The 23,393-nt window shown below is 56.1% G+C and carries 21 protein-coding genes; 7 read left to right on the forward strand and 14 right to left on the reverse strand.

The genetic code is table 11. From position 1 onward, the window contains the following. Positions 1–19 precede the first annotated feature (19 nt). Genes D3871_RS15115 through D3871_RS15135 form a run of 5 tightly spaced genes read right to left on the reverse strand, consistent with a single transcriptional unit; the run spans position 20 to position 5,110 of the window. Complete coding sequence (locus D3871_RS15115; protein ID WP_119769657.1) at positions 20–2,188, reverse strand: type IV pilus secretin PilQ; 2,169 nt, start codon at positions 2,186–2,188, stop codon at positions 20–22. Next, positions 2,185–2,727 carry a pilus assembly protein PilP gene (locus tag D3871_RS15120; RefSeq protein ID WP_119769659.1) on the reverse strand — a complete coding sequence of 181 codons (543 nt, stop codon included), beginning with the start codon at positions 2,725–2,727 and terminating at the stop codon, positions 2,185–2,187. The genes D3871_RS15115 and D3871_RS15120 overlap by 4 nt, the downstream gene beginning before the upstream one ends. Beyond that, a complete protein-coding gene (locus D3871_RS15125) occupies positions 2,724–3,386 on the reverse strand; it encodes a type IV pilus inner membrane component PilO (protein WP_119769661.1) in 663 nt (220 codons plus the stop codon). The genes D3871_RS15120 and D3871_RS15125 overlap by 4 nt, the downstream gene beginning before the upstream one ends. A gap of 15 nt (positions 3,387–3,401) precedes the next feature. Continuing rightward, positions 3,402–4,031 carry a PilN domain-containing protein gene (locus D3871_RS15130; RefSeq protein WP_119769663.1) on the reverse strand — a complete coding sequence of 210 codons (630 nt, stop codon included), beginning with the start codon at positions 4,029–4,031 and terminating at the stop codon, positions 3,402–3,404. Then, positions 4,031–5,110, reverse strand: coding sequence for a pilus assembly protein PilM (locus tag D3871_RS15135; protein ID WP_119769664.1), 1,080 nt, complete (start codon positions 5,108–5,110; stop codon positions 4,031–4,033). Before D3871_RS15135 ends, D3871_RS15130 begins: the two co-directional genes overlap by 1 nt. 408 nt (positions 5,111–5,518) lie before the next feature. Here D3871_RS15135 and D3871_RS15140 point away from each other — a divergent pair, with 408 nt between their 5' ends. Then, on the forward strand, positions 5,519–7,783 hold the full coding sequence (locus D3871_RS15140; RefSeq protein WP_420799664.1) for a penicillin-binding protein 1A: 2,265 nt from the start codon (positions 5,519–5,521) through the stop codon (positions 7,781–7,783). Between the two features lie 64 nt (positions 7,784–7,847). On the opposite strand, the gene cyaY is transcribed toward D3871_RS15140, so the two are convergent. Further along, positions 7,848–8,180, reverse strand: a complete 333-nt coding sequence (cyaY, locus tag D3871_RS15145; protein WP_119769666.1) for an iron donor protein CyaY — start codon at positions 8,178–8,180, stop codon at positions 7,848–7,850. A 39-nt stretch (positions 8,181–8,219) separates the two neighbouring features. Here cyaY and lptM point away from each other — a divergent pair, with 39 nt between their 5' ends. After that, a complete protein-coding gene (lptM, locus tag D3871_RS15150; protein WP_274381738.1) occupies positions 8,220–8,375 on the forward strand; it encodes an LPS translocon maturation chaperone LptM in 156 nt (51 codons plus the stop codon). A 28-nt stretch (positions 8,376–8,403) separates the two neighbouring features. Beyond that, positions 8,404–9,687: a diaminopimelate decarboxylase gene (gene lysA, locus D3871_RS15155; protein WP_119769668.1), complete on the forward strand. Its 1,284-nt coding sequence runs from the start codon at positions 8,404–8,406 to the stop codon at positions 9,685–9,687. A 25-nt stretch (positions 9,688–9,712) separates the two neighbouring features. Here lysA and msrQ read toward each other — a convergent pair whose 3' ends face one another. The 5 genes from msrQ to D3871_RS15180 form a co-directional block, all read right to left on the reverse strand. Continuing rightward, positions 9,713–10,354: a protein-methionine-sulfoxide reductase heme-binding subunit MsrQ gene (msrQ, locus tag D3871_RS15160; RefSeq protein WP_119770095.1), complete on the reverse strand. Its 642-nt coding sequence runs from the start codon at positions 10,352–10,354 to the stop codon at positions 9,713–9,715. Positions 10,355–10,492: 138 nt separating this feature from the next. Continuing rightward, positions 10,493–11,473 carry a protein-methionine-sulfoxide reductase catalytic subunit MsrP gene (gene msrP, locus D3871_RS15165; RefSeq protein WP_119769669.1) on the reverse strand — a complete coding sequence of 327 codons (981 nt, stop codon included), beginning with the start codon at positions 11,471–11,473 and terminating at the stop codon, positions 10,493–10,495. 102 nt (positions 11,474–11,575) lie between these two features. After that, positions 11,576–12,727, reverse strand: coding sequence for a c-type cytochrome biogenesis protein CcsB (gene ccsB, locus D3871_RS15170; RefSeq protein WP_119769670.1), 1,152 nt, complete (start codon positions 12,725–12,727; stop codon positions 11,576–11,578). Between the two features lie 150 nt (positions 12,728–12,877). Next, positions 12,878–15,010: a cytochrome c biogenesis protein ResB gene (locus tag D3871_RS15175; RefSeq protein ID WP_119769671.1), complete on the reverse strand. Its 2,133-nt coding sequence runs from the start codon at positions 15,008–15,010 to the stop codon at positions 12,878–12,880. A gap of 89 nt (positions 15,011–15,099) precedes the next feature. After that, positions 15,100–15,759 (reverse strand): c-type cytochrome, encoded by a 660-nt coding sequence (locus D3871_RS15180; RefSeq protein ID WP_119769672.1) that lies wholly within the window; start codon positions 15,757–15,759, stop codon positions 15,100–15,102. Positions 15,760–15,966: 207 nt separating this feature from the next. On the opposite strand from D3871_RS15180, the gene yihA reads away from it, so the two are divergent. The 4 genes from yihA to D3871_RS15200 all read left to right on the forward strand — a co-directional run bounded on the left by yihA (position 15,967) and on the right by D3871_RS15200 (position 20,388). Further along, positions 15,967–16,668, forward strand: a complete 702-nt coding sequence (gene yihA / locus D3871_RS15185) for a ribosome biogenesis GTP-binding protein YihA/YsxC (protein ID WP_119769673.1) — start codon at positions 15,967–15,969, stop codon at positions 16,666–16,668. Between the two features lie 216 nt (positions 16,669–16,884). Continuing rightward, complete coding sequence (gene hemB / locus D3871_RS15190) at positions 16,885–17,898, forward strand: porphobilinogen synthase (RefSeq protein WP_119769674.1); 1,014 nt, start codon at positions 16,885–16,887, stop codon at positions 17,896–17,898. 146 nt (positions 17,899–18,044) lie between these two features. Further along, positions 18,045–19,301, forward strand: a complete 1,257-nt coding sequence (locus tag D3871_RS15195) for a sterol desaturase family protein (RefSeq protein WP_119769675.1) — start codon at positions 18,045–18,047, stop codon at positions 19,299–19,301. Further along, positions 19,279–20,388, forward strand: a complete 1,110-nt coding sequence (locus D3871_RS15200; RefSeq protein ID WP_119769676.1) for a magnesium transporter CorA family protein — start codon at positions 19,279–19,281, stop codon at positions 20,386–20,388. Before D3871_RS15195 ends, D3871_RS15200 begins: the two co-directional genes overlap by 23 nt. A gap of 75 nt (positions 20,389–20,463) precedes the next feature. On the opposite strand, the gene D3871_RS15205 is transcribed toward D3871_RS15200, so the two are convergent. The 3 genes from D3871_RS15205 to cutA all read right to left on the reverse strand — a co-directional run bounded on the left by D3871_RS15205 (position 20,464) and on the right by cutA (position 23,376). Beyond that, entirely contained in the window at positions 20,464–21,102 is a 639-nt protein-coding gene (locus tag D3871_RS15205; RefSeq protein ID WP_119769677.1) for a peroxiredoxin, read from the reverse strand. 128 nt (positions 21,103–21,230) lie between these two features. Further along, positions 21,231–23,045 (reverse strand): protein-disulfide reductase DsbD, encoded by a 1,815-nt coding sequence (gene dsbD, locus D3871_RS15210; RefSeq protein ID WP_420799649.1) that lies wholly within the window; start codon positions 23,043–23,045, stop codon positions 21,231–21,233. Further along, on the reverse strand, positions 23,038–23,376 hold the full coding sequence (gene cutA / locus D3871_RS15215) for a divalent-cation tolerance protein CutA (RefSeq protein WP_119769679.1): 339 nt from the start codon (positions 23,374–23,376) through the stop codon (positions 23,038–23,040). The genes dsbD and cutA overlap by 8 nt, the downstream gene beginning before the upstream one ends. Positions 23,377–23,393: the final 17 nt, after the last annotated feature.

Genomic DNA, 23,393 nt, shown 5'->3' on the forward strand with positions numbered 1-23,393 from the left:
GACTAACCTGCTTTGTTGATTATCGCGCCGAGATGCGTTCCGCAACCACCTTGGGAGTGATGAAAATGAGCAGCTCGGTCTTGTCGCTTGTACGTGTAGTGCTCTTGAACAAATTGCCAACGACCGGAATATCGCCGAACAACGGCACCTTGGTGTCCGCATTCCGCTCCACTTGCTGGAAAATACCGCCCAGCACCACGGTGCCGCCGTTTTCCACCAGAACTTGTGTCTTGACGTGCTTGGTATCGATCGCAAAACCGGAGCGTGTCTCGACTCCAACGCTATCCTTGTTGACGTCCACATCGAGGATGATGTTTCCATCCGGCGTAATCTGCGGCGTGACTTCGAGCTTCAGGTTCGCCTTGCGGAAGGCGATCGACGTGGCGCCGCTGGAAGTGGCGACCTGGTAAGGTAGTTCCGTGCCCTGCTCGATCAATGCCTTGAGCTGGTCGGCAGTTACAACGCGCGGGCTGGAAATGATCTTGCCCTTGCCATCCGCTTCGAGCGCCGACAGTTCGAGGTTGAGGAAGCGGTTTGCCGCTGCAGAGAACAGGCTGATTGCAAGACTGCCCGGATTGACCCCGTTGATACCGGCTGCCGGCAGATTAATGAATTGCGTATTCGGGATATAGCTTTGTTCAGTCAAGACAGCCTGTCCGGTCTGCTCACCGACTCCCAGGTAATTACCAGTCAGCGTGGCACGTGTGCTGCCCGCCACCTGGTAGCCCGGATCGCCGCCGCGTATGCCGCGCAGATCGGAAAAGCCGAGCTTGGCGCCGAGATTGCGGCTGAACTTGTCGTCCGCTTCGACGATTCGCGCTTCGATCAATACCTGTTTGGATGCCACGTCGGTTTTTTGCACCAACTTGCGAATTTCCTCCAGCTTGGATGGAATATCGGTGACGAACAGTTGATTAGTGCGCGGATCGATCACCGCGCTGCCGCGTTTGGACAAAATGGTTTTCTTGTCACTGCCGCCGGCGTTGTCGATACCGAATACCTGCTTGAACGATTCCGCCTTCTGGTAGTTGAGCTGGTAGGTCTCGGTTTTCAGGGGCTCGAGATCGGCAATCTGGGCTTTCTGCTCCAGTTCGAGTTTCTCCTTGGTCAGCAGTTCGTCTTTCGGTGCAATCCACAGGACCGAGCCATTCTTGCGCATGTCCAGACCCTTTGCCTGCATCACGATGTCGAGAGCCTGATCCCAGGGCACGTCTTTCAGGCGCAGGGTCAGATTGCCGCTGACGGTGTCGCTGGTAATGATATTCAGGCCGGTAAAGTCGGCGATCACTTGCAGCACCGCACGCACTTCGACGTTCTGGAAGTTCAGCGACAGGCGCTCGCCGCGATAACCCTGCGTTCCCTGCACCAGCTTGTTGGGATCTTCCTTGATCGGCTTTACTTCAACCACGAGTTGCGTGTCGCTTTGGTAGGCGCTGTGTTCCCACAGACCTTTCGGCTCGATCACCATGCGCACGTTTTCGCCTTGCGGCGCCGTGGTCACGGTCTGTACCGGCGTGCCGAAGTCGGCAACATCAAGCCTGCGCCGCAATACTTCGGGAAGCGTGGCCTTTTGAAAATCGACGACGATATTCTGGCCTTGCTGCCGCACATCGACACCAACCTGGTTACCAGGGAGGTCGATCACGATGCGGCCTTCGCCGCCAGCGCCGCGACGGAAATCGATGTCTTTCAACGCCTGCTTTCCGTTTGCCGCAGCGCGCGCTACCGGTGCGCCCGAAGCATCGACCGCGGTCGCCACGCCCCCCGATCCTTCGATCGTGACGATAACCGTTTTGCCTTCGACCGTAGTTGCGTAGTTCAGCGGGCGCAACAGGTTAAAGACCAGTCGCGAACGTTCGCCTGCCTGCACCACGGCCACATTGCGCACGTCTCCCATGCCGATATCCTGGGTCGACTTTCCCATCGCGTTCGCGGTTCCCGCAAAATCCAGGGCGATGCGCGATGGGCTGGTAATTGAAAAGCCGATGGGCGGTTTGGTGACCGGATTCTTCAGCGTCACCTTGATGATGACATTTGCCCCCTGCTGATTCGCATTGATCGATTCGATCGCATTTTCCTGTGCAAACGCCAGACCGACATGCAGGGAGACGATCAGCAACGCACACTGCCTGAGTGTAGTGCGAGCAATTGCGCCAAGGCCTTTATGGGATGATTTAGCAGCATTCATTTCTTATTCTCCTGCAACTCTAACTTGGCTTTACGCTCGGTCCACTCTCCGGCCGCGTCGCGCACGATTTCCTTCAACTCTACTTCGGCATCGGTGACTTTCGTGATCATGCCGAAATTCTGACCGATGTAATTGCCGACCTTGACCTGGAACACTGATTTTTCGGCTTGCAGCAGCGCGTAGTTCAAGCCTGGCTTTTCGAGTGTGCCGACCATCTTGATGGCATCCAGCGGATAACTTTCCAGTGGTTCGCGACGACGGTCGAGATCGGGTTTGATGGCGCTATCGGTGTTGACTTTGAGCTTGGCGAGCGCGGCCGACAGCTTTGCGGGGCTGTACGGGTCCGGTTCATTCTTGCCGCCATAGACAAACGGACTGAACTTCTTGGGCTCGGACAGTTTTTGCACGGTGACGGGCGTTTGCTTGCGCACTTCGTCCATCCATTGTTTGACTTCCTGCAATCCGCCATCGCCGCAACCGGATAAACCGGCCAGCACGCAGAGCGCAGCAGTACCTCGCATGGTGCGAATCCGGATCATTTCTTCGCCCCCTTCTTGGCCTTTTCAGCGGCAGCCTTGCGCTGCGCATCCACTTCTTCACGATCCAGGTAGCGGAAGGTCTTGGCAACCGCTTCCAGCGTCAATACGCCGTCTTTGCCGGCGTTCAAGCTCATGCTATTGAGAGTCACGATGCGAGGCAGGTTGGCGATGTCGCTGGTAAACGCTCCGACATCGTGGTAATTGCCGGTGACCTTGATATCGATCGGCAACTCGGCGTAATAATCCTTCACCAGGACCTGTCCCGGCTTGAACAACTCGAACTGCAAGCCACGGCCGAGGCCTGCCTGGTTGATGTCGGACAGCAGCGCATCCATTTCAGCCTTGCTGGGCAATTGCTTTTCGAGCGTGGCGACGTATTCGCCGACCTGTTCTTTTTGCTTGCGCAGGCTGTCGAGGTTGATCGCCTGCTGCACCTTGGTCTTGTAGGCTTCGCGCAGGGTCACTTCTTCCTGTTCGCCCCGTTCGAGTTCCTCGAGCTGCCCGCTCAGGTAAAGAAACCATCCGACCACCACCACACCGACCAGCGCTCCGAGTCCACACATCAGACGCGGAATGAGTGGCCATTGGCCCGGATGCCGCCCGTTCAGGCCGCGAAACTGCCCCGCGACCGTATCTCCGATTTGCTTAAAATCTGCCATCGTGCATCCTTCCTGTCAGGGCTTTTTCGAGGCCGCATTAGCCGATACGTTGCGGACGTTGCCCGGCGCAGCAGCGGGTTCCTTGTCGCGCGGGCGCTTGATCCCCACATTGACGGTGAAGTCGTACACTTTCTTTGCATCCTTGCCTTGACCAAGATTGGTGAGCCGGATCTCGATCAGGTCAGGCCGCTCCAGCCAGGGAGAATTGTTGCCGAGGTTGCGCAACAGTTCCGACACCCGCTCGTTCGAGTGGGCATATCCGCTAATGGCGACACGCTGGTTATCCTGTTTGAAACCGCGCAGGTAAATCCCTTCCGGAACCTGCTTGACCAGTTCGTCCATCAGGTAAACCGGCTGATTACGATCGCTCTGCAAGTCTTCCACCGCCTGCTGCCTTGCCTTCAAAGCCTCGATTTCCTGCTTCAGCGTAAGGATTTCCTTGATCTGCGTATCGAGCTTCGCGTTTTCCGCCTTGATGAACTCATTGCGTTGCGTTTGATTGGCGATTTGCGCTGCAATTACGCCGCCGATGCCCAGCACAATGGCGAATCCGGCAATGGCCGACAGCGCCAGCAACTGCAAGAAAGCCGCCTTGCGCTGTTTGCGTTTTTCCTCGCGGTGAGGAAGGAGGTTAATACGAATCATCAGTCAAACCTCCGCATGGCGAGTCCGCAAGCCACCAGATACGACGGCGCTTCGGCTCGGAGCTGTTTTTCGCGCACGTTCGACGCGAGCTGCATTCCCTTGAACGGGCTGACCACCGTACTTGATATCTTGGTACGCTCGGCGACGAGTTCGACCAGGCCAGGGATGATGGAGCAGCCGCCGGCGAGGAAAATCTGGTCGATATGGGTATACGGGGTCGAAGTAAAGAAAAACTGGATCGCACGGGTCACTTCAAGCGCCGCGTTTTCCATGAAAGGCTGCAGCAATTCACGCTCGAAACCTTCAGGCAGCTCGTTCGCCCGTTTCTTCGCTTCGGCTTCTTCGAATGACAGCCCATAGGCGCGCACAATATCTTGAGTAAGCTGGTTGCCGCCGAAAGGTTGCTCGCGTTCGTAGATGGTTTGCCCATCCTGCAATACGGAAACATGGGTGACCTGTGCGCCGATCTGGAATAGTCCGACAATCTGTCCCTGACCGCCTTTCGGCAATTGCGCAGTGATGCGGTCAAGCGCGGCACGGGCCGCATAGGATTCGATATCCATCACCATTGGCTTGAGTCCGGCCGCTTCGGCTACCGCGACGCGGTCTTCGACCTTTTCCTTGCGGGTGGCGGCAATCAGGACATCGACATCGTCCGGCGCGTTTTCAGCGGGGCCGATGACATCGAAGTCGAGACTGACCTCATCCAGCGCGAACGGAATATACTGATTTGCCTCGCTCTCGACCTGCACTTCGAGTTGGTCTTCCGACAGGCCGGCGGGTAAAATGATTTTCTTGGTAATGACAGCTGCGGGCGGCATGCCAAGCGCAACATGCTTTGCGCGCGTACCGCTCTTTTTCCAGACGCGCCTTACCGCTTCGGAAACCTGTTCTATGTTTTCAATGTTGCCGTCGACAACAGCACCCCGTGGAAGCGGCTCGCTGGCAAAGCGTTCGAGGCGGAACTCGTTTTTGCCCAGATCGGACAATTCAACGAGCTTGACTCCCGATGTGCTGATATCCAGGCCGATCAACGGTGGATTCTTCTTGCCGAGCAACGGTCCGAGATCTATGGCCAAGAGTGGTACTCCCCGAAAATGTGGTTTATTGCGTGAACGCACCACTTATTTGTATGTCGAAATCAGCGGACCTGCGGCGATAGGCCCAAAAAAGTGTTTAAAAACCAGTATTTAGGTGATAAATATCCAACGTTACGTTAAATCGTAGCAATAAGCTTGAACCGGTGTAAAGTAATTTCCTAGAGGAAATTTGTAACTTCGTTGCCAATTGCCCACGGCGTATAAAAGTTATCTATATTAAACAATTGATATTTTACTAATATCGGAAGGTATTGCCCACCGTTATAATTCGCTGGCTTACTTTCCTCTTACCAAGTTCTCCGCATGTCCCGATCCAACGCCGCTGGCGACAATTCCAAAGCGCCGCCCAAGCGCTCCTCTCCCCTGATTCTTCGCCTTGTCGTCGGCATGATCGGCGGGGCCGTCGGACTGCTGCTCGTCGGCGCGCTGATCCTTGGCTTTGCGCTATCGATGGCATATCCGAATCTTCCGCCGCTCGACGCGATCACCGATTATCGACCCAAGATCCCGCTGCGGATTTTTTCGGCGGATAACGTGCTGATTGGCGAGTTCGGTGAAGAGCGCCGCACGCTGGTACGCATCAAGGATGTGCCGGACATTATGAAGAAAGCGGTGCTGGCTATCGAGGACGACCGCTTCTTCGATCACGGCGGCGTCGACTACATGGGGATTGCACGTGCAGCGCTGCACAATCTGACCAGCAGCTCCAGACAGGGCGCATCGACCATCACCCAACAGGTGGCGCGCAACTTTTTCCTCTCCAGCGAACAGACATTCAAGCGCAAGGTATATGAAATTCTCCTGGCGTGGAAAATCGAGCAAAACCTGAGCAAGGATCAGATTCTGGAAATCTATATGAACCAGATTTATCTGGGCCAGCGCGCTTACGGATTTTCCTCTGCTGCACAGATTTATTTCGGCAAGAATCTATCGGATGTCAGCATTGCAGAGGCGGCAATGCTGGCCGGCTTGCCCAAGGCGCCGTCAGCGTACAACCCGGTCGCCAATCCGAAACGTGCCCGCACCCGTCAGCAATATATCCTGCAGCGCATGCTGCAACTCGGCTATATCTCGCAGGACGACTATGAAACAGCGAAGGATCAGGTACTCAAGGTGAAAACCTCGAGCAGCGAGTTTGGCCTGCATGCAGAATATGTGGCCGAAATGACACGTCAGCTGGTGTACGAACAATTCAAGGATGAAACCTATACGCGCGGACTGAATGTCTACACAACCATCACCAAGGCCGACCAGGATGCCGCCTATCTGGCATTGCGCCGTGGGGTAATGGATTATGAAAAGCGTCATGGGTATCGCGGACCGGAAGCCTATATGGATATCCCGTCCAACAAGGAAGAAGCCGAGTACGCAATCGAGGTCGAGCTTGCCGAACATCCGGATAGCGACGATATCATCGCGGCCGTGGTGCTGGAAGCATCACCCAAGCTGGTCAAGGCGATGTTGTCTTCCGGCGAAGAAATCGAGATCAGCGGCGCTGGCCTGGGCTTCGCAGCCAACCTGCTTAGCGAGAAGGCGCCACCGGCCCGGCGCGTCAAGCGTGGTGCCATTATTCGCGTTACCCAGGAAAACAAGGCCTGGTCCATCACCCAGATGCCTCAAGTCGAATCGGCCTTCGTCGCCGCCAACACTCAGGATGGGGCGATTCGCGCACTGATCGGCGGTTTTGATTTCAATCGCAACAAATTCAACCATGTGACCCAGGCCTGGCGCCAGCCGGGATCTTCGTTCAAACCGTTCATCTATTCGGCGTCGCTGGAAAAAGGCTTGTCGCCGGCGACCATGATCAACGACGGCCCGCTCAGCTTCGACGCCGGACAGACTGGCGGCCAAGCATGGGAACCGAAAAACTACGATGGCAAGTATGAAGGGCCGATGAGCATGCGCAAGGGCCTGACCAAATCGAAGAACATGATTTCGATCCGGATCCTGCACAAGATCGGCGCCAAATATGGCCAGGAATACGCGACGCGCTTCGGCTTTGAAGCAGACAAGAATCCGCCTTATCTGACGCTGGCGCTCGGCGCGGGCGCAGTCACACCGTTACAGATGGCTGGAGCCTATGCGGTATTTGCCAATGGCGGCTACAAGGTGAGTCCCTACATCATTACCAAGGTTACCGACAGTACCGGACGCATCCTGTCGCAAGTCACGCCCGACCGTGCAGGCGAAGAAGCGAACCGGGTGATCGACGAGCGCAATGCCTTCCTGATGGACAGCATGCTCAGGGATGTCGTGAAATTCGGCACTGCGACGCGTGCGCTGGTACTGAAGCGTCCCGACATTGCCGGAAAGACAGGTACGACCAACGATTCCTTCGATGCCTGGTTCGCCGGTTATCATCCGAAGATCGTCGGTGTCGCATGGATCGGGTTCGACCAGCCCAAGAACCTCGGCAACAAGGAAACCGGCGGCGGGCTCGCCTTGCCGATCTGGATCAACTATATGCAAAAGGCCTTGAAAGACGTGCCGGTCGAGGAACGCGCGATGCCGGAAGGCGTCATCCAGGTCGCGAATGACTATTACTATGCGGAGAACCCGCCCGGGACCGGGGTGCGCAGTCTGGGGTTGAACGACACGCCGCAGGGTGAAGAGGAAAAGGCAAAGGACGAAGTCAAGAACGAACTGTTCTAACGCATCGCCCTGTCATATCTCTTTGCCATGCAACGCCGAAGCCGGTCAAACGGCCTCGGCTTTTTTATGCCCGCAAAATCAGCGGCACCCCGCCCTGCTCGCTGACAATGCGCGACAGCGCGGCAAACAATTCGGACTGATCGCGTGTATTGATCCATTTGCCGTTGTCGTAACGGTAGTGAAATCCACCCGATCTGGCAGCCACCCACATTTCGCGCATCGGCATCTGGCTATTCACGATGACTTTTGAACCGCTGGCGATGAATTCGATTTCCAGCACATTGCCACTGCGACTGCATTCGACATCAAGCTCGCTCTCGCCCGAAGCATCTTCAAGCGCCGATTCGATGCGGGTCAGGGTCTGTTCAGCCAGCGCCTGGAATTCGGTTTCCGTCATGCTACACTCCAATGAGTTTTATTAACCGTGATTTTAATCGTGAAGTCCGCCCAACATTATTTCGTCGCCACTGCCGTGACTTGCATGCTGGCCGGATGCGGCCAAAAAGGCCCGTTGTATCTTCCGGCCAAACCGGCGCCGGTCGCGGCACCGGTCCAGCAAACGCCGCCCGCACCGCCATCCACCTCCCAATAAGCCGTTCCTATACACGCAGTTCTTATCTATGTCGCATTTTTCTTATCAAAATGGCGTACTGCACGTCGAAAATACCTCTTTGACCGATATCGCCAAAGAGTTTGGCAGTCCGACCTATGTGTATTCCAAGGCAGCGCTGACCGAAAATTTTTCCGCTTATGCGAATGCCTGCAAGGCGAATGGTCGCGATGCAACGACGGCGCTGGTGTGCTATTCCGTCAAATCGAATTCCAATTTGGCAGTGCTTAACCTGTTGTGCCGCCTCGGTTCCGGGTTTGACATTGTATCGGGCGGCGAATTGCTGCGCGTGATCGCGGCCGGGGGCGACCCGCGCAAAGTGATTTTTTCCGGTGTCGGCAAAACGCATGAAGAAATGCGGCTTGCACTCTCGCACGACATCCTGTGCTTCAACGTCGAATCGACGGCAGAGCTGGAACGCCTGAACCAGGTAGCCGGCGACATGGGCAAGCAAGCGCCGATCTCGCTGCGCGTGAATCCTAACGTCGATGCAAAGACCCATCCTTACATTTCCACCGGACTCAAGGAAAACAAGTTCGGCATCGCTTACGACGAGGCATTGGCCGCCTATCGCAAGGCCGCCAGCCTGCCGCATCTCCGCGTTGTCGGTATCGACTGCCACATCGGCTCGCAACTGCTGGACGATGCGCCGCTGCTGGAAGCATTCGACCGCCTGACCGAACTGGTCGACCGCCTCGCGCAGGAAGGCATCGAATTGCACCACGTCGACATCGGCGGCGGCATCGGCATCAACTACAACGGCGATCAGCCGGTTGCGGTCGGCGACTATCTGGCACGCCTGTTTGCCAAGGTCGATCAATGGCGCTTGGATCAATACAAGGGCGCACCGATCCAACTACTGTTCGAACCGGGCCGCTCCATTGTTGGCAATGCCGGTGTCTTGGTGACCGAAGTCGAATATCTCAAACACGGGGACGCCAAGAATTTCGCCATCGTGAATGCCGCGATGAACGATTTGATGCGCCCGGCAATGTATGAGGCATGGCATGGCGTGCAAGCGGTGCAGCAACGTGCGACGGCCGCACAAACCTATGATGTGGTCGGCCCGGTCTGCGAATCCGGAGACTGGCTTGCGCGAGATCGGGCGCTGGCGATCGAGCAAGGCGACTTGCTGGCAATCATGTCTGCTGGCGCATACGGAATGACGATGTCATCCAATTACAATACCCGCGGCCGCGCGGCGGAAGTCATGGTCGATGGCGACAAGGTGCATCTGATCCGCAAGCGTGAAGCGGCAAGCGATCTGTTTGCCTTGGAGTCGACCCTGCCCTGAGCGCAGTAGCACAGTAGTGCAGTGCTCAAGTTGGCGCCGGACTTGTCTGGCGCTTTTGCATTTTTGGCTTGAGCACGCTCCAGTACACGCGCGACAGCAACAGGACCGCCACGATGGTGCCGAACAGGATAGGCTCGGCAAAATCGTTCTTGCCCGCTTTCATCCACCAGAAATGCAGGATGCCGAGCGATGCAATCACATAGACCAGCCGATGCAGCAATTGCCAGCGCTTGCCGCCAAGGCGGCGCACCATGGCATTGGTGCTGGTGACAGCAAGCGGAATGAGCAGCACGAAAGCGGTAAAACCGACAGTGATAAATGGCCGTTTGACGACATCCTTGAGCATTTCGTCGATATCGAAGAAGTGATCGAACCACAAGAACGTGGTGAAATGCAGCGTCGCGTAAAAAAATGCGAATAGGCCGAGCATGCGCCTCAGTTTGATCAGCCAATTCCATCCGCTAATCCGTCGCAACGGCGTGACCGACAAGGTCAGGCACAAGAAATACAGCGTCCAGTCACCGGTATTGCGCGTGATGAATTCAATCGGATTGGCGCCCAGTTTGTCGGCAAATCCGAACAACACCAGACGGGCAAGCGGGCCAAGTGCGGCAATGAACAGTACAAGCTTGAACAGGTTGATCTGTTTTGCATTGGGATTAAACATCCGAGCCACCATTCCGTTCAATATTGCAATACCGTGCGCTGCATCGCTGAAGCGCATGCGGAGATACAAATACAAATGCCAGCCGCGCCTGATGTAAACTTTCCATCACCCCGCCCAGTTCGGCGAAAACCTCAGACATTAGAAGAATTTTTTCAAATCCATGCCGGTATAGAGCGATGCAACATCGCTATAACCGTTGAACATCAGCGTCTTGCGTTTTCTTGAGAAGAAACCGTCTTCGCCAATACGCCGCTCGGTCGCTTGCGACCAACGCGGATGATCAACTTCCGGATTCACATTGGAAAAGAAGCCGTACTCCTGCGGCGCCGAAATGTTCCAGGCGGTGCGCGGCTGATCCTTCGTAAAGCGGATCTTGACGAGCGACTTGGCAGATTTGAAACCGTATTTCCAGGGCACGACGATACGCACCGGCGCGCCATTCTGGTTCGGCAGCACTTCGCCATACATGCCCAGCGTCAGCAGCGTCAACGGATGGTTCGCTTCATCCAGCCGCAAGCCTTCGACGTAGGGCCACTCCAGCACGGGGCTGCGCAAACCCGGCATCTGCTTCTTGTCGGCCAGCGTAATGAATTCCACGTACTTGGCGTTGCCGGTCGGTTCCACTTTCTTGATCAGCTCGGACAGCGAATAACCGATCCAGGGAATCACCATCGACCAGCCTTCGACACAGCGCAAGCGATAGATACGTTCTTCCAGCGGCGCCAGTTTCAGCAAGCCGTCCAGGTCGACAGTCATGGGCTTCTTGACTTCGCCTTCGATTGCGACGGTCCATGGGCGCGGCTTGAGGCTGCCGGCATTTTGCGCGGGGTCGGTCTTGTCGGTGCCGAACTCATAGAAATTATTGTAGGTCGTCGCGTCCTTGAAAGCAGTTGGCTTGTCCATCACGACAAAGCCGGGATTCGGCCTGGCGGCGAGTTTTTGTGTACCGCCCGATTGGGCGAAGGCTTCGCGCATGGCCATCTCGGCCAGTGCGCCTCCGGCAATGGAACCAACGGCAAGCTGCTTGATGAAGTGGCGACGCGATTCGAACATCGCGCGTGGAGTGATTTCGGAGCCGAAGGGAAGATCGATACCGTTCGGATTACGTTTGATTAACATGGCCGCTCCGTGCTGTTGGCGAAATTGTCGGTTTTGTCTGTTCAGACAGGACTAACCTTACAACAATTTCACCAACCGACGCAGTAGCGACCTGTCGGCTATTTACAGCGCGCCGTATGAATGCAGGCCGGAAAGGAACATATTGACGCCAAGGAACGCAAACGTGGTGACCATCAAGCCGACCAGCGCCCACCATGCGGCCACCTGACCGCGCAAGCCTTTCATCAAGCGCATATGCAGCCATGCCGCATAATTCAGCCATACGATCAGTGCCCAGGTTTCTTTCGGATCCCAGGACCAGTATCCACCCCAGGCTTCCGCCGCCCATAGCGCGCCGAGGATGGTCGCAATCGTGAAAAAGGCAAAGCCAACCGCAATCGCCTTGTACATGACATCGTCGAGCACTTCCAGCGATGGCAGCCGGTCGACCCAGATACCCTTGGATTTCAACAGATAAGCGATCGATACCATCGCAGCGAGGGAAAACGTGCCATAGCCGATGAAATTGGCCGGCACGTGGATTTTCATCCACCAGCTTTGCAGCGCGGGAACCAGCGGCTGGATTTCCGACGCTTCGCGGCTGATGGTGTACCAGAGCAGGAAGCCGACCGCCGCCGAAATGACCAGCATCACGAAGGCGCCGAGCTGGCGCGTCGCGTACTGCTCTTCATAGTACAGATAGAACAGCGCCGTGATCATGCAAAACAGGATAAAGACTTCGTACAGATTGGAGACCGGGATATGGCCGACGTCGACGCCAACCAGGTAAGACTCGTACCAGCGTACCAGCATGCCGGTAAATCCCAGGATCACCGCAGCCCAGCACAGCTTGCTGCCGACCGAACCGCCAAAGTCCGACTTGGTGATGAGCCCGCCCCAGTAAAACAGGGTGGACAAAAAGAATAGAGTGCTCATCCATAGAATGGCGGATTGGCTGGACAAGGCATACTTCAGGAAAAATTTGCTGTTTGCCGCTTCCAGCGCACCACCGTAAAGCGCTATCGCGGAGAAGGCAAGGATCGCCAGCACCGCCATCAGCCAGCGCACCGGCTTCCATTGCCAGCCCAGCCATGCAAACGTTGGCGCCGACAGCAACAGAATGCCTTTTTCATAGACATCCATGTAAGGGCTGTAGCGGTTGAATGCAAACAGGGCACCGGCAAGAAGCAGCGCGCCGTATAGCCAGTCGATCACGCTCAGGCGCCGGAAGAATCCGGGCGGCGGCGTATAGATATGTGTTTGTGTCAGGTCCATGCTCATTCTCCTTCACGTCCCGTTGCGGCCGTATTGCCTGCTTCGGACGGCTCTGATCAGTCGGAGAGACAGATCAGAAAATTATTTCAAACGTTCCAATCGGTGCTGGTGTCGCAGGCAACAGGGTGCGTACCGGTACTCCGTTTCAAGTCAGTTTACTACCTTCGGCGGCTGCGGACTTGCCTGTGTCAGCTGTGCTTTCAGGATTTCAAACTCTTTTTCAAAGTCCAGCGTTTTACGTTGCGAACTCAAGGCCATCAAGGCATGCGTTCCGCCCTGGCCCTCCGGCTTCAGCCATACCCACAATCTGCGCTCGCGGATATAGAACATGGAAAACACGCCAATGGTCAGCAGCAGGCAGCCAAGATAGACCACATTCTTGCCAGGGGAACGCGTGACCTGCAGGACCGATGCCTTGATCTCTTCGAATTCCCGCAATTGCAGGTACATCGGCGCACCATAAAACGATGCGTCGGAAATCGCATTCGTCGCCAATTGCAGGAAACGCGCATGCTTGTCATCGGCAGTTGCATCCTTCAATCCTTCCTTGGCACGCGCGGCTTGCCATAATTCCCACATGCTGCCATTCAGGATTTTCATGAAAATCTCGGCTGCCTTTTCCTGGTCCGCTTCCGGCACACGCTCAAGAAACTTGGACACCGCAACGAAGCCGGATTCCTTGCCTTCACCGGCAAAGATTTCGAGTCCGCGCAGTGCCGAGCGTTGCAGTTGGTCGCGCAGCGCTGCGGCATTTTCTTTCGAATCAGGCATTGCATGCTGCGCATAGCGCTTCGCCGCTTCTTCCCGCAGCGCGGGGTTGAATACCGCGGCGCGTATGCGCATCCACTCTTGCACTGTGTCTTCATCGTCGGCCGGAATGCGCAGGTAACGGAATGGCTCGCTCGGGGTTTCGCGCATGCCGGTCAGAAATACATAGCTGCCATCAACCTGCACCGGTTGCATATAGTTATGGTATTCCCGCGCTTGGCCGTTCTTGTCACGCAGCTTGTATTGAACGCTCGGCCCGACATTCTTCAGATCCTTGTTATTGGGATCCTTTGCCGCCGAACCGAGTTGCTTGTCGAGACCTGCCGAGAATTTTTCATTGAAGCTTTTCTTCGCATCAACCGCCCGTACGTCTTGTCCGCTCTGCGCCATGTTTTCAACGTTGAAAGGACGAAAGCCGGTCCACTCCACAGTGAGTTCAGCACCTTTGTCGTTGCCAAGTGGCGTGGAACTGCCTACTTCCCCGGATAAGGAAAACGGCTGGTTCAATCCCCCGTTCATTGGGTAGCCGCTCAAATTGAGCCGGCTGCCGCCATCATCGAAACTGGATTGATAGACGGCAATTCCCTTATAAATCAACGGTTCATTGACCTTGATCGTTGCTTCGAAACTTTTGCCGGTAGCCGCATCGCGCACTACCACCTCACTGGCAAACAGCTTCGGCATGCCGGTCGAATAATGCTCGACAATAAACTTCTTCAGCTGAATCGAAAACGGCAGTTCCTGCACCAGGATGCCGCTTTGCTGCGGCAGAATCGCAGTATTGGTGGTGCCGCCTTCAGGAATGAAGGTATTGCCACGGAAGGTGGGATTACCGATGCCGAGGCGATGCTGAGCAGGAATCTCGGCAATCACGCCGCTGCCTCCAAACGGCGTCTTTCCGGCGAACCATTGCTGGAAGCGGATAGGCAAGTCGGAATCGAGCAAGCCGCCAACGCAAATGATCACGATCGCGCTATGGGCAAAGATATATCCCCATTTGTTGGCGGCACCCTGCTTGGCAGCGATCAGCACGCCGCCATCCTTGTCCACCACCTTGACCTTGTATCCGCCGCCAGCGATGCGCTGTACCAGTTGCTGGGCAAAACCGGCCAACGGAGTCGCACTGGTCCATTCGGCCTTGTGATGAAAATTGCGTAGTGATTGCTCACGCACATTTTCACGCCAGCTGCGCATATCTCTGATCATCTTCGGCGCATTGCGCACAATGCACAGCGACGTCGATAGCACCAGGAATGCCATGATCAACAAGAACCACCAGGCGGAGTAAACCGCATAGAGGCCGAGTTTGCCGAATACTTCGAACCAGAATGGACCGAACTGATTGACGTAGTTGGGCATCGGCTCATTCTGCTTCAGCACGGTGCCGATGATCGATGCGACCGCAATCAGCGTCAGCAGGCTGATCGCAAACCGCATTGACGATACCAGTTCGACCACATCGCTGAGCCAGCGGCGCTTGGTGTGGAGTTGCAATCCGGAAGTGGTGACGCTCATGTTTGACTCTGTACCTTCTAAACAAAACAAAAGGGGGTGGCATTTGCCACCCCCTCCGCTTTTTTGTTTCGTGTTTTGCTGTTTTTTGATTACTTCAGACCGGCGATATAGTCTGACACAGCTTGAATTTCATCGTCGGACATACGTTTGGCAATCGTGGTCATTTGAGCGCTGTTCTTGCGCGCGCCGCCACGGAAGCCGATCAGCTGGGCAGCGGTGTAATCTTGATGCTGGCCGCCGAGACGCGCAAACTGGGCGGGAATGCCGGAACCGTTCGGGCCATGGCAAGCTGCACAGGCAGGGACATTCTTTTCAGCGATGCCGGCGCGGTAGATTTTCTTGCCGAGTTCGACCGTATCCTTGTTGCGGGCGGCGCCAGGCTTTTGCTGCTGCTTGTCGAGGTAGGCAGCGATGTTCTTCATGTCTTCGTCGCTCAGCGCCTTGGAGAGCGGCGTCATGACCGGATTATTGCGTTGCGGGGTCTTGAAATCGGCGAGTTGTTTGGCAAGGTATTCCGCATGCTGGCCGGCCAGCTTCGGGTTTTGCGCAATCGTGGAATTGCCGGCGGCGCCGTGGCACGCCACGCAAGCAGTGATGTTCCGGGCGGCATCGCCGCTTGTATAAATGGCTTCACCCTTGACAGGATCGGCCTTGGGCGCCTTTTTCTCTTCCGCGGCAAATGCCACGGAAGAAACTGCCAGCACCGCAACAAACAAGGACTTCATAAACGGGAAAAACGCACGGTTCATTCAAACACCCTGAGACTTGATATTAAAATTCTGGCCTGTAGCGGCGGTCTGTTCCAGCATCTGCAGCGCTCGGGAACAGCAATCTGTTCTCGTCGGCAGAAGTGGCGCGCCTTTGCAGCGCAACACACATAACCTCTTATTGTACAATAGGTTTTTGCTGTTGATGCTTCCCTTCCTGCATTTTCTCTCCTGGCCTTTTCACTTCCTATGTCACTACTTTGGCAAGCCCGTTTCTTCACCACGGTGAACCATCTTCGCGATTTGCCAAAAACGCAAGTTCCCGAAATCGCGTTTGCCGGCCGTTCCAATGCGGGCAAATCCACGGCCATCAATATCCTGTGCAATCAAAAGAAGCTGGCGTTTGCTTCCAAGACACCAGGCCGTACGCAACACATTAACTATTTTTCGATCGGCGGCGCCCATGTCGGGCAACATCGCAAGGATCCGACCAAGGTCGATGAAATCCGCGCACTGCTGGTCGATTTGCCCGGCTACGGCTATGCGGAGGTATCGGGCGACGCCAAACTGCATTGGCAGGAATTACTTGGGGATTATGTTCAGCGTCGTGAGCAATTGGCCGCGCTGGTATTGATCATGGATTCGCGCCGGCCATTTACCGACCTCGATATACAGATGCTCGAATGGTTCGCGCCAACCGGCAAGCCTATCCATTGTCTGCTCACGAAAGCGGACAAACTTAACCGCAACGAAGCCGCCAATGCCTTGCGCCAGGCCCGTACCGTACTTAGCAGCTATGTCGACGAGGAAGGCAAGCCTTTCCCATTTACGGCACAGATGTTTTCCGCTCTCAAGCGGACGGGGCTCGACGAAGCGAACGACAAGATCATTGACTTGCTGGGGCTTGTTGAAGAGACGGAAATCCCTGAAGACGAAGACCGGGAACCATGAGTTGCAGACCGAGCGGACAAAAAAAACCCTGGAGAAAGGGGAAGATCTCCAGGGCAGTAACGCCTTATCGCTAATGCCACGATAGGCCCCGCTCAGGGAGGAGAAGCGGGAGGTGAATGATCACCTATCCCTAAGAGAGACCTTCCCAGGAAAAGTTTCATCGAATCGTATAAAGTTTATTCACCTTATTGATTACGCCTCTGCAGCTTATTCACCATGTCCCAGTCTACTTCCAGCTCCCAGTTCCCTGCAGTGCGGATGCGCCGCATGCGCAAAGATGCCTTCTCCCGCGCGATGATGCGTGAAAACGTGATCACCACGAGCGATCTGATCTACCCAGTCTTCATTCTGGAAGGAAAAAATCAGCGCGAAAAGATCGCCTCCATGCCCGGCGTGGAGCGCCTGTCGGTCGACCTGCTGCTTGCAGTGGCCGAAGACTGCGTTGCGCTCGGTATTCCAGTGCTTGCCTTGTTCCCGGTCATCAACCCGTCGATCAAAACGCCGGACGGTGTAGAGGCGCTAAATCCCGATGGCTTGGTGCCACGCGCGGTGAGGGAGCTCAAGCAGCGCTTTCCGGAACTCGGCATTCTGACCGACGTGGCACTGGATCCATACACCAGCCATGGACAGGATGGCGTGCTCAATGCGGACGGCTACGTACTTAACGATGAAACCAGTTCCCTGCTGGTCAGGCAGGCTTTGGTTCAGGCCGATGCCGGCGTCGACATTGTTGCGCCTTCCGACATGATGGATGGCCGCGTCGGTGCGATTCGTGGCGCACTGGAAGCGCGCGGCGATATCCATACCCGTATCATGGCTTATTCCGCCAAATATGCGTCGGCGTTCTACGGCCCGTTCCGCGACGCCGTCGGTTCGGCCGCCAATCTTGGCAAAGGAAGCAAGGCGACGTACCAGATGGACCCGGCCAACAGCGATGAAGCCTTGCGCGAAGTGGCGCTCGACTTGGCGGAAGGTGCAGACATGGTGATGGTCAAGCCCGGCATGCCTTATCTGGATATCGTGCGCCGTGTAAAGGACGAGTTCAAAGTACCTACCTTCGCTTATCAAGTCAGCGGCGAATATGCAATGATCAAGGCGGCCGCGCAAAATGGCTGGCTCGACCACGACAAGACCATGATGGAATCGATGCTGGCATTCAAGCGTGCCGGTGCCGACGGCGTATTGACGTATTTCGCAAGGGATATCGCGCGCCATCTTCATCAGGGCTAACATCCCGGTGCGGCGCATCATGCGGCGCCGCACCATCCTTCCCGCCGGAAATCCGACGGTTTCTTCTAATTCCCGCCGCTTCAAGTCCGTGTCGTTCCGCTAGCATTGCCAAGATAAGTATCCTCTTGGATTAGCGGAGAAAAGCGATGCAGGAAAAAATCATCACACTGGCAAGCCCGGCTTTCTTCTTGCTGATCTTTGTCGAGTATGTCGTTGGCGTGCTCCGGCGCCGCAATACCTACCGCATCAATGACGCCATCAACAGCTTGAGCCTCGGCGTGCTCAGTCAGGTGAGCGGCGTCTTCATGCAGCTGGTACGTATCGGCATCTATGCATGGACGGTCGAGCATGTCGCTCTATTCACGCTTTCCGCCGACAGTATCTGGGTATGGATGTCGGCCTTGCTGCTGTATGACTTTTGCTATTACTGGCTGCATCGCATGGGCCACGAAGTCAATGTGTTGTGGGCCGCACACGTGGTTCATCACCAAAGCGAGCAATACAACCTGTCGACCGCATTGCGGCAGACCAGCAGCGGCGCCCTGCTCGGCTGGATTTTTTACCTGCCGATGGCACTGCTCGGCTATCCGGTCGAAGTGTTCGTCGTCGTCGCGCTGATCGACCTGCTCTATCAGTTCTGGGTACATACCGAACAGATCGGCAAGCTGGGCTGGTTCGACCGCGTGTTCGTGTCGCCGTCGAACCATCGTGTGCATCATGCGGTCAATGACATTTACCTGGACAAGAACTATGGCGGCATTCTGATCGTGTGGGACCGGCTGTTCGGCACGTTCATCGAAGAGCGCGACGATGAGAAGATCGTCTATGGCACCCGCAGTCCGCTACGCAGCTGGAATCCGCTGTGGGCCAATCTGGAAGTCTACAAGGCCGTTTGGCTGGATGCATGGCGTGCGACGCGCTGGCGCGACAAGCTGCGCATCTGGTTTGCGCGCCCGGGCTGGCGGCCGGACGACGTGACACGCAAATGGCCATCTGTTCCTTTTGATATCACGCGGCCGATGTACGATCCGGCGGCCAGCCGCGCGCTGATGCTCTATTGCGCGCTACAGTTCCTGATCGTGTTGCAGGTAACGACCCACTTCCTGCTTGAGTACGCTACCATGTCATTCACCGAACGCGCCGGCTATGCGCTCTGGCTGGGAGGCGGATTATGGATAGTCGGCGGCCTGCTGGAAGGGCGCGCAAGCCATGTCGCACTTGAGGCGATCCGGCTGATTGCCACTGTAGCGGCGGTGCTGCTGTCAGGGTCATGGTTCGGTGACATCCAGCTGCCGACATGGGCGCAGCTGGCATTGGCTGGATTCGCGGCAGCCTCGCTGCTTGCGCTCTGGCTTGCATTCAAACGATCGCTGTCTGTGCATGGATATTTTTCACATCAGTAGTAACAACGTCAATCAGCTTACCGATGCATCCGTCGAATTGCCTCAACAAGGGTTTCTCTGGATCGATGCCACCCATGAAGAGGTGAGCGCCGATACGCACGCCTGGCGCGACACGGTGCAACGCCATACCGGTGTGCATATTTATGACCCGCATCTGGCGGATGCAACCAATCTCAGCCATCCTTCGTATTTTGATTCGACGCATGATTATGCGATGGTCGTATTTCGCAAACTGGCGCTCGATGGCAGCAATGCCGCCCTTGCTACGGAAGAACAAGCTTCGGTCAAGCGCAAGATTCCTCCCGCGCTGACCAAGCTGGTCACCAGGCCAGTCACGTTCATGCTGCTGGACCGTGCGCTGATCACCGTGCACGCACCGAACAGCCGCACCATTGATGCAACGCGCGCGCGCATGCTGGAACAGCGCAGCCGGTCTAACGGAAATACGCATGCGGGCCGCCTGCCCGCCTCGCCGGAAGAACTGATGCTGCGCTTGCTCAACGCGATGGTGGACCAGTACCTTGCGCTGCGCCAGCCGCTTACCGGGCAAATCGATCGCTGGCAGCGCGCGCTGCTGAATCCACGCAGCGCGTTCAATGACTGGACCGCATTGCTCGACGCGCGCATCGAGTTGCGCAAGCTCGATCATCTGTGCGAAGGCCAGCGCGATGCGATGCAGGAATTGCGCGATTATCTGGTCGACGGCGACCATCCCGGCGATAACAGCCGTGGAAGAGATTTGCTGCTGGTACGTCTGAACGATGTGATGGAACACATCACCCGGGTTCTGAATCACGCGCAGAGACTGGAATCCACGATTGAATCGGCGGTACAAATTCATTTTTCGGCGATGGCGCATCGCACCAGCGAAATCATGCGGACCCTAACGGTGATCACCGCGCTGTTCATGCCGTTGACGCTGATTACCGGCATCTTTGGCATGAACTTTACCGAGATGCCGCTGTTGCAGGATCGGTTCGGTTTCTGGACGACCGTCGGCATGATGGCGGTTGTCGTGGTCGTGCTGCTGTTCCTGTTCAGGCGAAAACGCTATCTGGACGATAAGGCATGGGAAGAGGATCGTTAGATTTGGTTGGAAGTTAGACCGAATGAAAAAAGCGCTCATGACGAGCGCTTTTTTCATTTCTGGATTGTCTGCATTTCACTTGTTTGGTTGCGGTGTCAGTCGCAGATACGGTTTCGGCGCGGTATAGCCTTTCGGATATTTTTGCTTGATCAGCGCTTCATCCTGCACGGTCAGCGGGATGATCACATCGTCGCCATCGCGCCAGTTGCCCGGTGTCGCGACGGTATAGCCGTCGGTCAGCTGCAATGCATCGATGACGCGCAGCACTTCGTCGAAGTTGCGCCCGGTGCTCATCGGGTAGGTAATGATCAACCGTACTTTCCTTTTCGGGTCGATCACGAACAAGGACCGCACGGTGGCACTTTCGGACTGATTCGGGTGAATCATGTCGTACTGCAGTGCGACTTTCTTGTCCGCATCAGCAACAATCGGAAAGCCAACCACGGTTGTCTGGGTCTCTTCAATATCCTTGATCCACTCAACATGCTTATCAGCCGGGTCGACCGAAAGGGCAATTGCCTTGACGTTGCGCTTGTCGAATTCCGGCTTCAGCTTTGCGGTCAAGCCGAGTTCGGTGGTGCATACCGGCGTAAAGTCTGCTGGATGGGAAAACAGGACAACCCAGGAATCGTCGGCCCAATCATGGAATTTGATCTTGCCGATCGAGGAATCCTGTTCAAAATCAGGCGCGGTATCACCAAGACGCAATGTCATTTCACTCCCCTGGAAAATTATCGAACGGATAATATAGTGCGTTGTCGCAGCCGTCTCAAGGACAGAGTTGTCAGCTTCTTATATTGATTGCCATATATTGATTGCCATTTAACCAGCCTGCCGGATGCTCAAAAGCTTGTTGCCAGCGTCAATGAATTCACAAATTTATCCGCATTCTGGTAACCGATTACCCGGCCTCCCGGAATCTCCTTGCCGCTCTTGTCAAAGAAAATAATGCCTGGCGGCCCGAACAGCCGGAAGCGTTTGAGCAAGGCCTTGTCGTCGGCATTGTTCGCGGTGACATCCGCCTGCAGCAGAATCATGTCCTTGAATTGCGCCTGGACGCGTGGATCGGTGAAAGTCAGCTTTTCCATTTCCTTGCACGACACACACCAGTCCGCGTAGAAATCCAGCATCACCGTTTTGCCTGCAGCCCTGGCGATGGCGGCGTCGAGCTCTGCGGCCGAACGGACCCGGACAAACTGCGTCTGATGTGGGGTGCCCGTCAGATGTGCCAACGGAGCAAGGGCATCGCGCCCGCCTGTGGCTACCCCGACGAGCTGCATCAGACCGAATAGCGCAAACAGCGACGCAAATACCTTTGCCACCCAGCCATGCCGTTTGGCGCGCAACAGGTAAGCGCCGTAGCCGATGCCGAGAATTGCCCAGCCGAGCATCGGTACCCAGGCTGGAATCACCGGCGCAACAATCCATAGTGCCAGCGCAAGCATGAGTACGCCAAAGAAAAACTTTACCGATTGCATCCATGCTCCGGCACGCGGCAGCAAGGTACCCGCCGACAGGCCGACCAATAGCAAAGGAACGCTCATGCCAACTGCCATCGCGAATAAGGCAGCGCCGCCGACCACTACGTTGCCGGTCTGGCTGATGTACAGCAAGGCACCGGCCAGCGGTGCGGCGACGCAAGGGCCCACGATCAACGCCGAAATCGCGCCCATGACGAATACGCCGAACATCCGGCCGCCAGACTGCCGGCCCGATGCGGAAGCAAGCCTGGCCTGGATTGCCGCCGGCACTTGCAGTTGATAGACACCGAACATCGAAAGCGAAAGCAGCATCATCAACAGCGCGAATCCACCCAGCACCCAGGGATTTTGCAAGGTCGCCGACAAACCTTCACCGGCCAGTCCCGCGGCCACGCCTAGCGCCGTATAGACCAAAGCCATGCCGAGCGAATAAGCGCCCGATAAGGCGAGGCCACGCCGGCGGCTGGTCGGGGTGCCGTCACCGACAATGATCGACGACAGGATGGGCACCATGGGCAAAACGCAGGGCGTGAAGGACAGGCCTATCCCGAGCAGCAGAAACAGAGGCAGGATGAGTCCGAATTGTCCGCTTTGCAAAGATGCTTCGATGCGTCCCATTTCCGAATCAGGGATGGTTGCCGCGCGTGCCGGCATTGCGTTGGCGCCGCTGGAAAAACCCTCCGTTTCCCTGGATCCCGTCATTGCCTCCAATAAGCCGCCACCGGTTGGGGACAGGCGCATGGTGGATTCCATAGGCGCATAGCATAGGCCCTGGTCCGCGCATCCTTGAGAGGTGACCTTGAGCGTGAAGCTGCCTGCCGCCTCGATCGGCAGGGTGATGGCCAAGGCTTGGCGATAGGTTTCCACATCCTTCTGGAAGGTGTCGTCGAACTTGATTTTTCCCTGGGGCAGCACCGGCTCGCCAAGCGTGGCGCCGTCGGCATGAAACGCGAAGCGCTCGCGATACATGTAATAGCCATCGGCGATCTTGAATGTGACCTCCGCAGTTTTTGAATCCAGCATGCGGGCGGTGAACTTGAAAGCTTTTTCAGGTTCCAGGAAGTCTTCGCCTGCCCATGCCTGCCGGCCCGGTAATACGGCGAATGCCACAAACAGCATGACTGCCAGTGTGCGGACAGCGGATGACACGGTGAACTGGCAAAAAAACTTAAACATCGACATCTTTCTTTGTTTCCGTAGCGATCCAGTTCAGGTAAGCCGGCAAGCCGGCAGAAATGGACATTGCGATAATTTCGGGTACGTCGTATGGGTGAATGGTTTTGATCGCGTCCTGCAGTTCGGGATAGCGTGCAGTAGTCGACTTGATCAGAACAGTGATTTCTTCCGCTTCCTCGATGTCGCCTTGCCAGCGATAGACCGAACGTACGCCAGGCAGTATGTTGACACAGGCAGCCAGCTTCTGCTCCAGCACGTTGCGCGCGACAGCCTGCGCCGTTGCGTGATCCGGAACATTGGTTAATACCAGAATGGGTTCATTCAGATCCATAGTCGTCGCTGTCCTCG

It is taken from the genome of Noviherbaspirillum saxi, from assembly GCF_003591035.1.
Taxonomy (GTDB): Bacteria; Pseudomonadota; Gammaproteobacteria; order Burkholderiales; family Burkholderiaceae_D; genus Noviherbaspirillum; species Noviherbaspirillum saxi.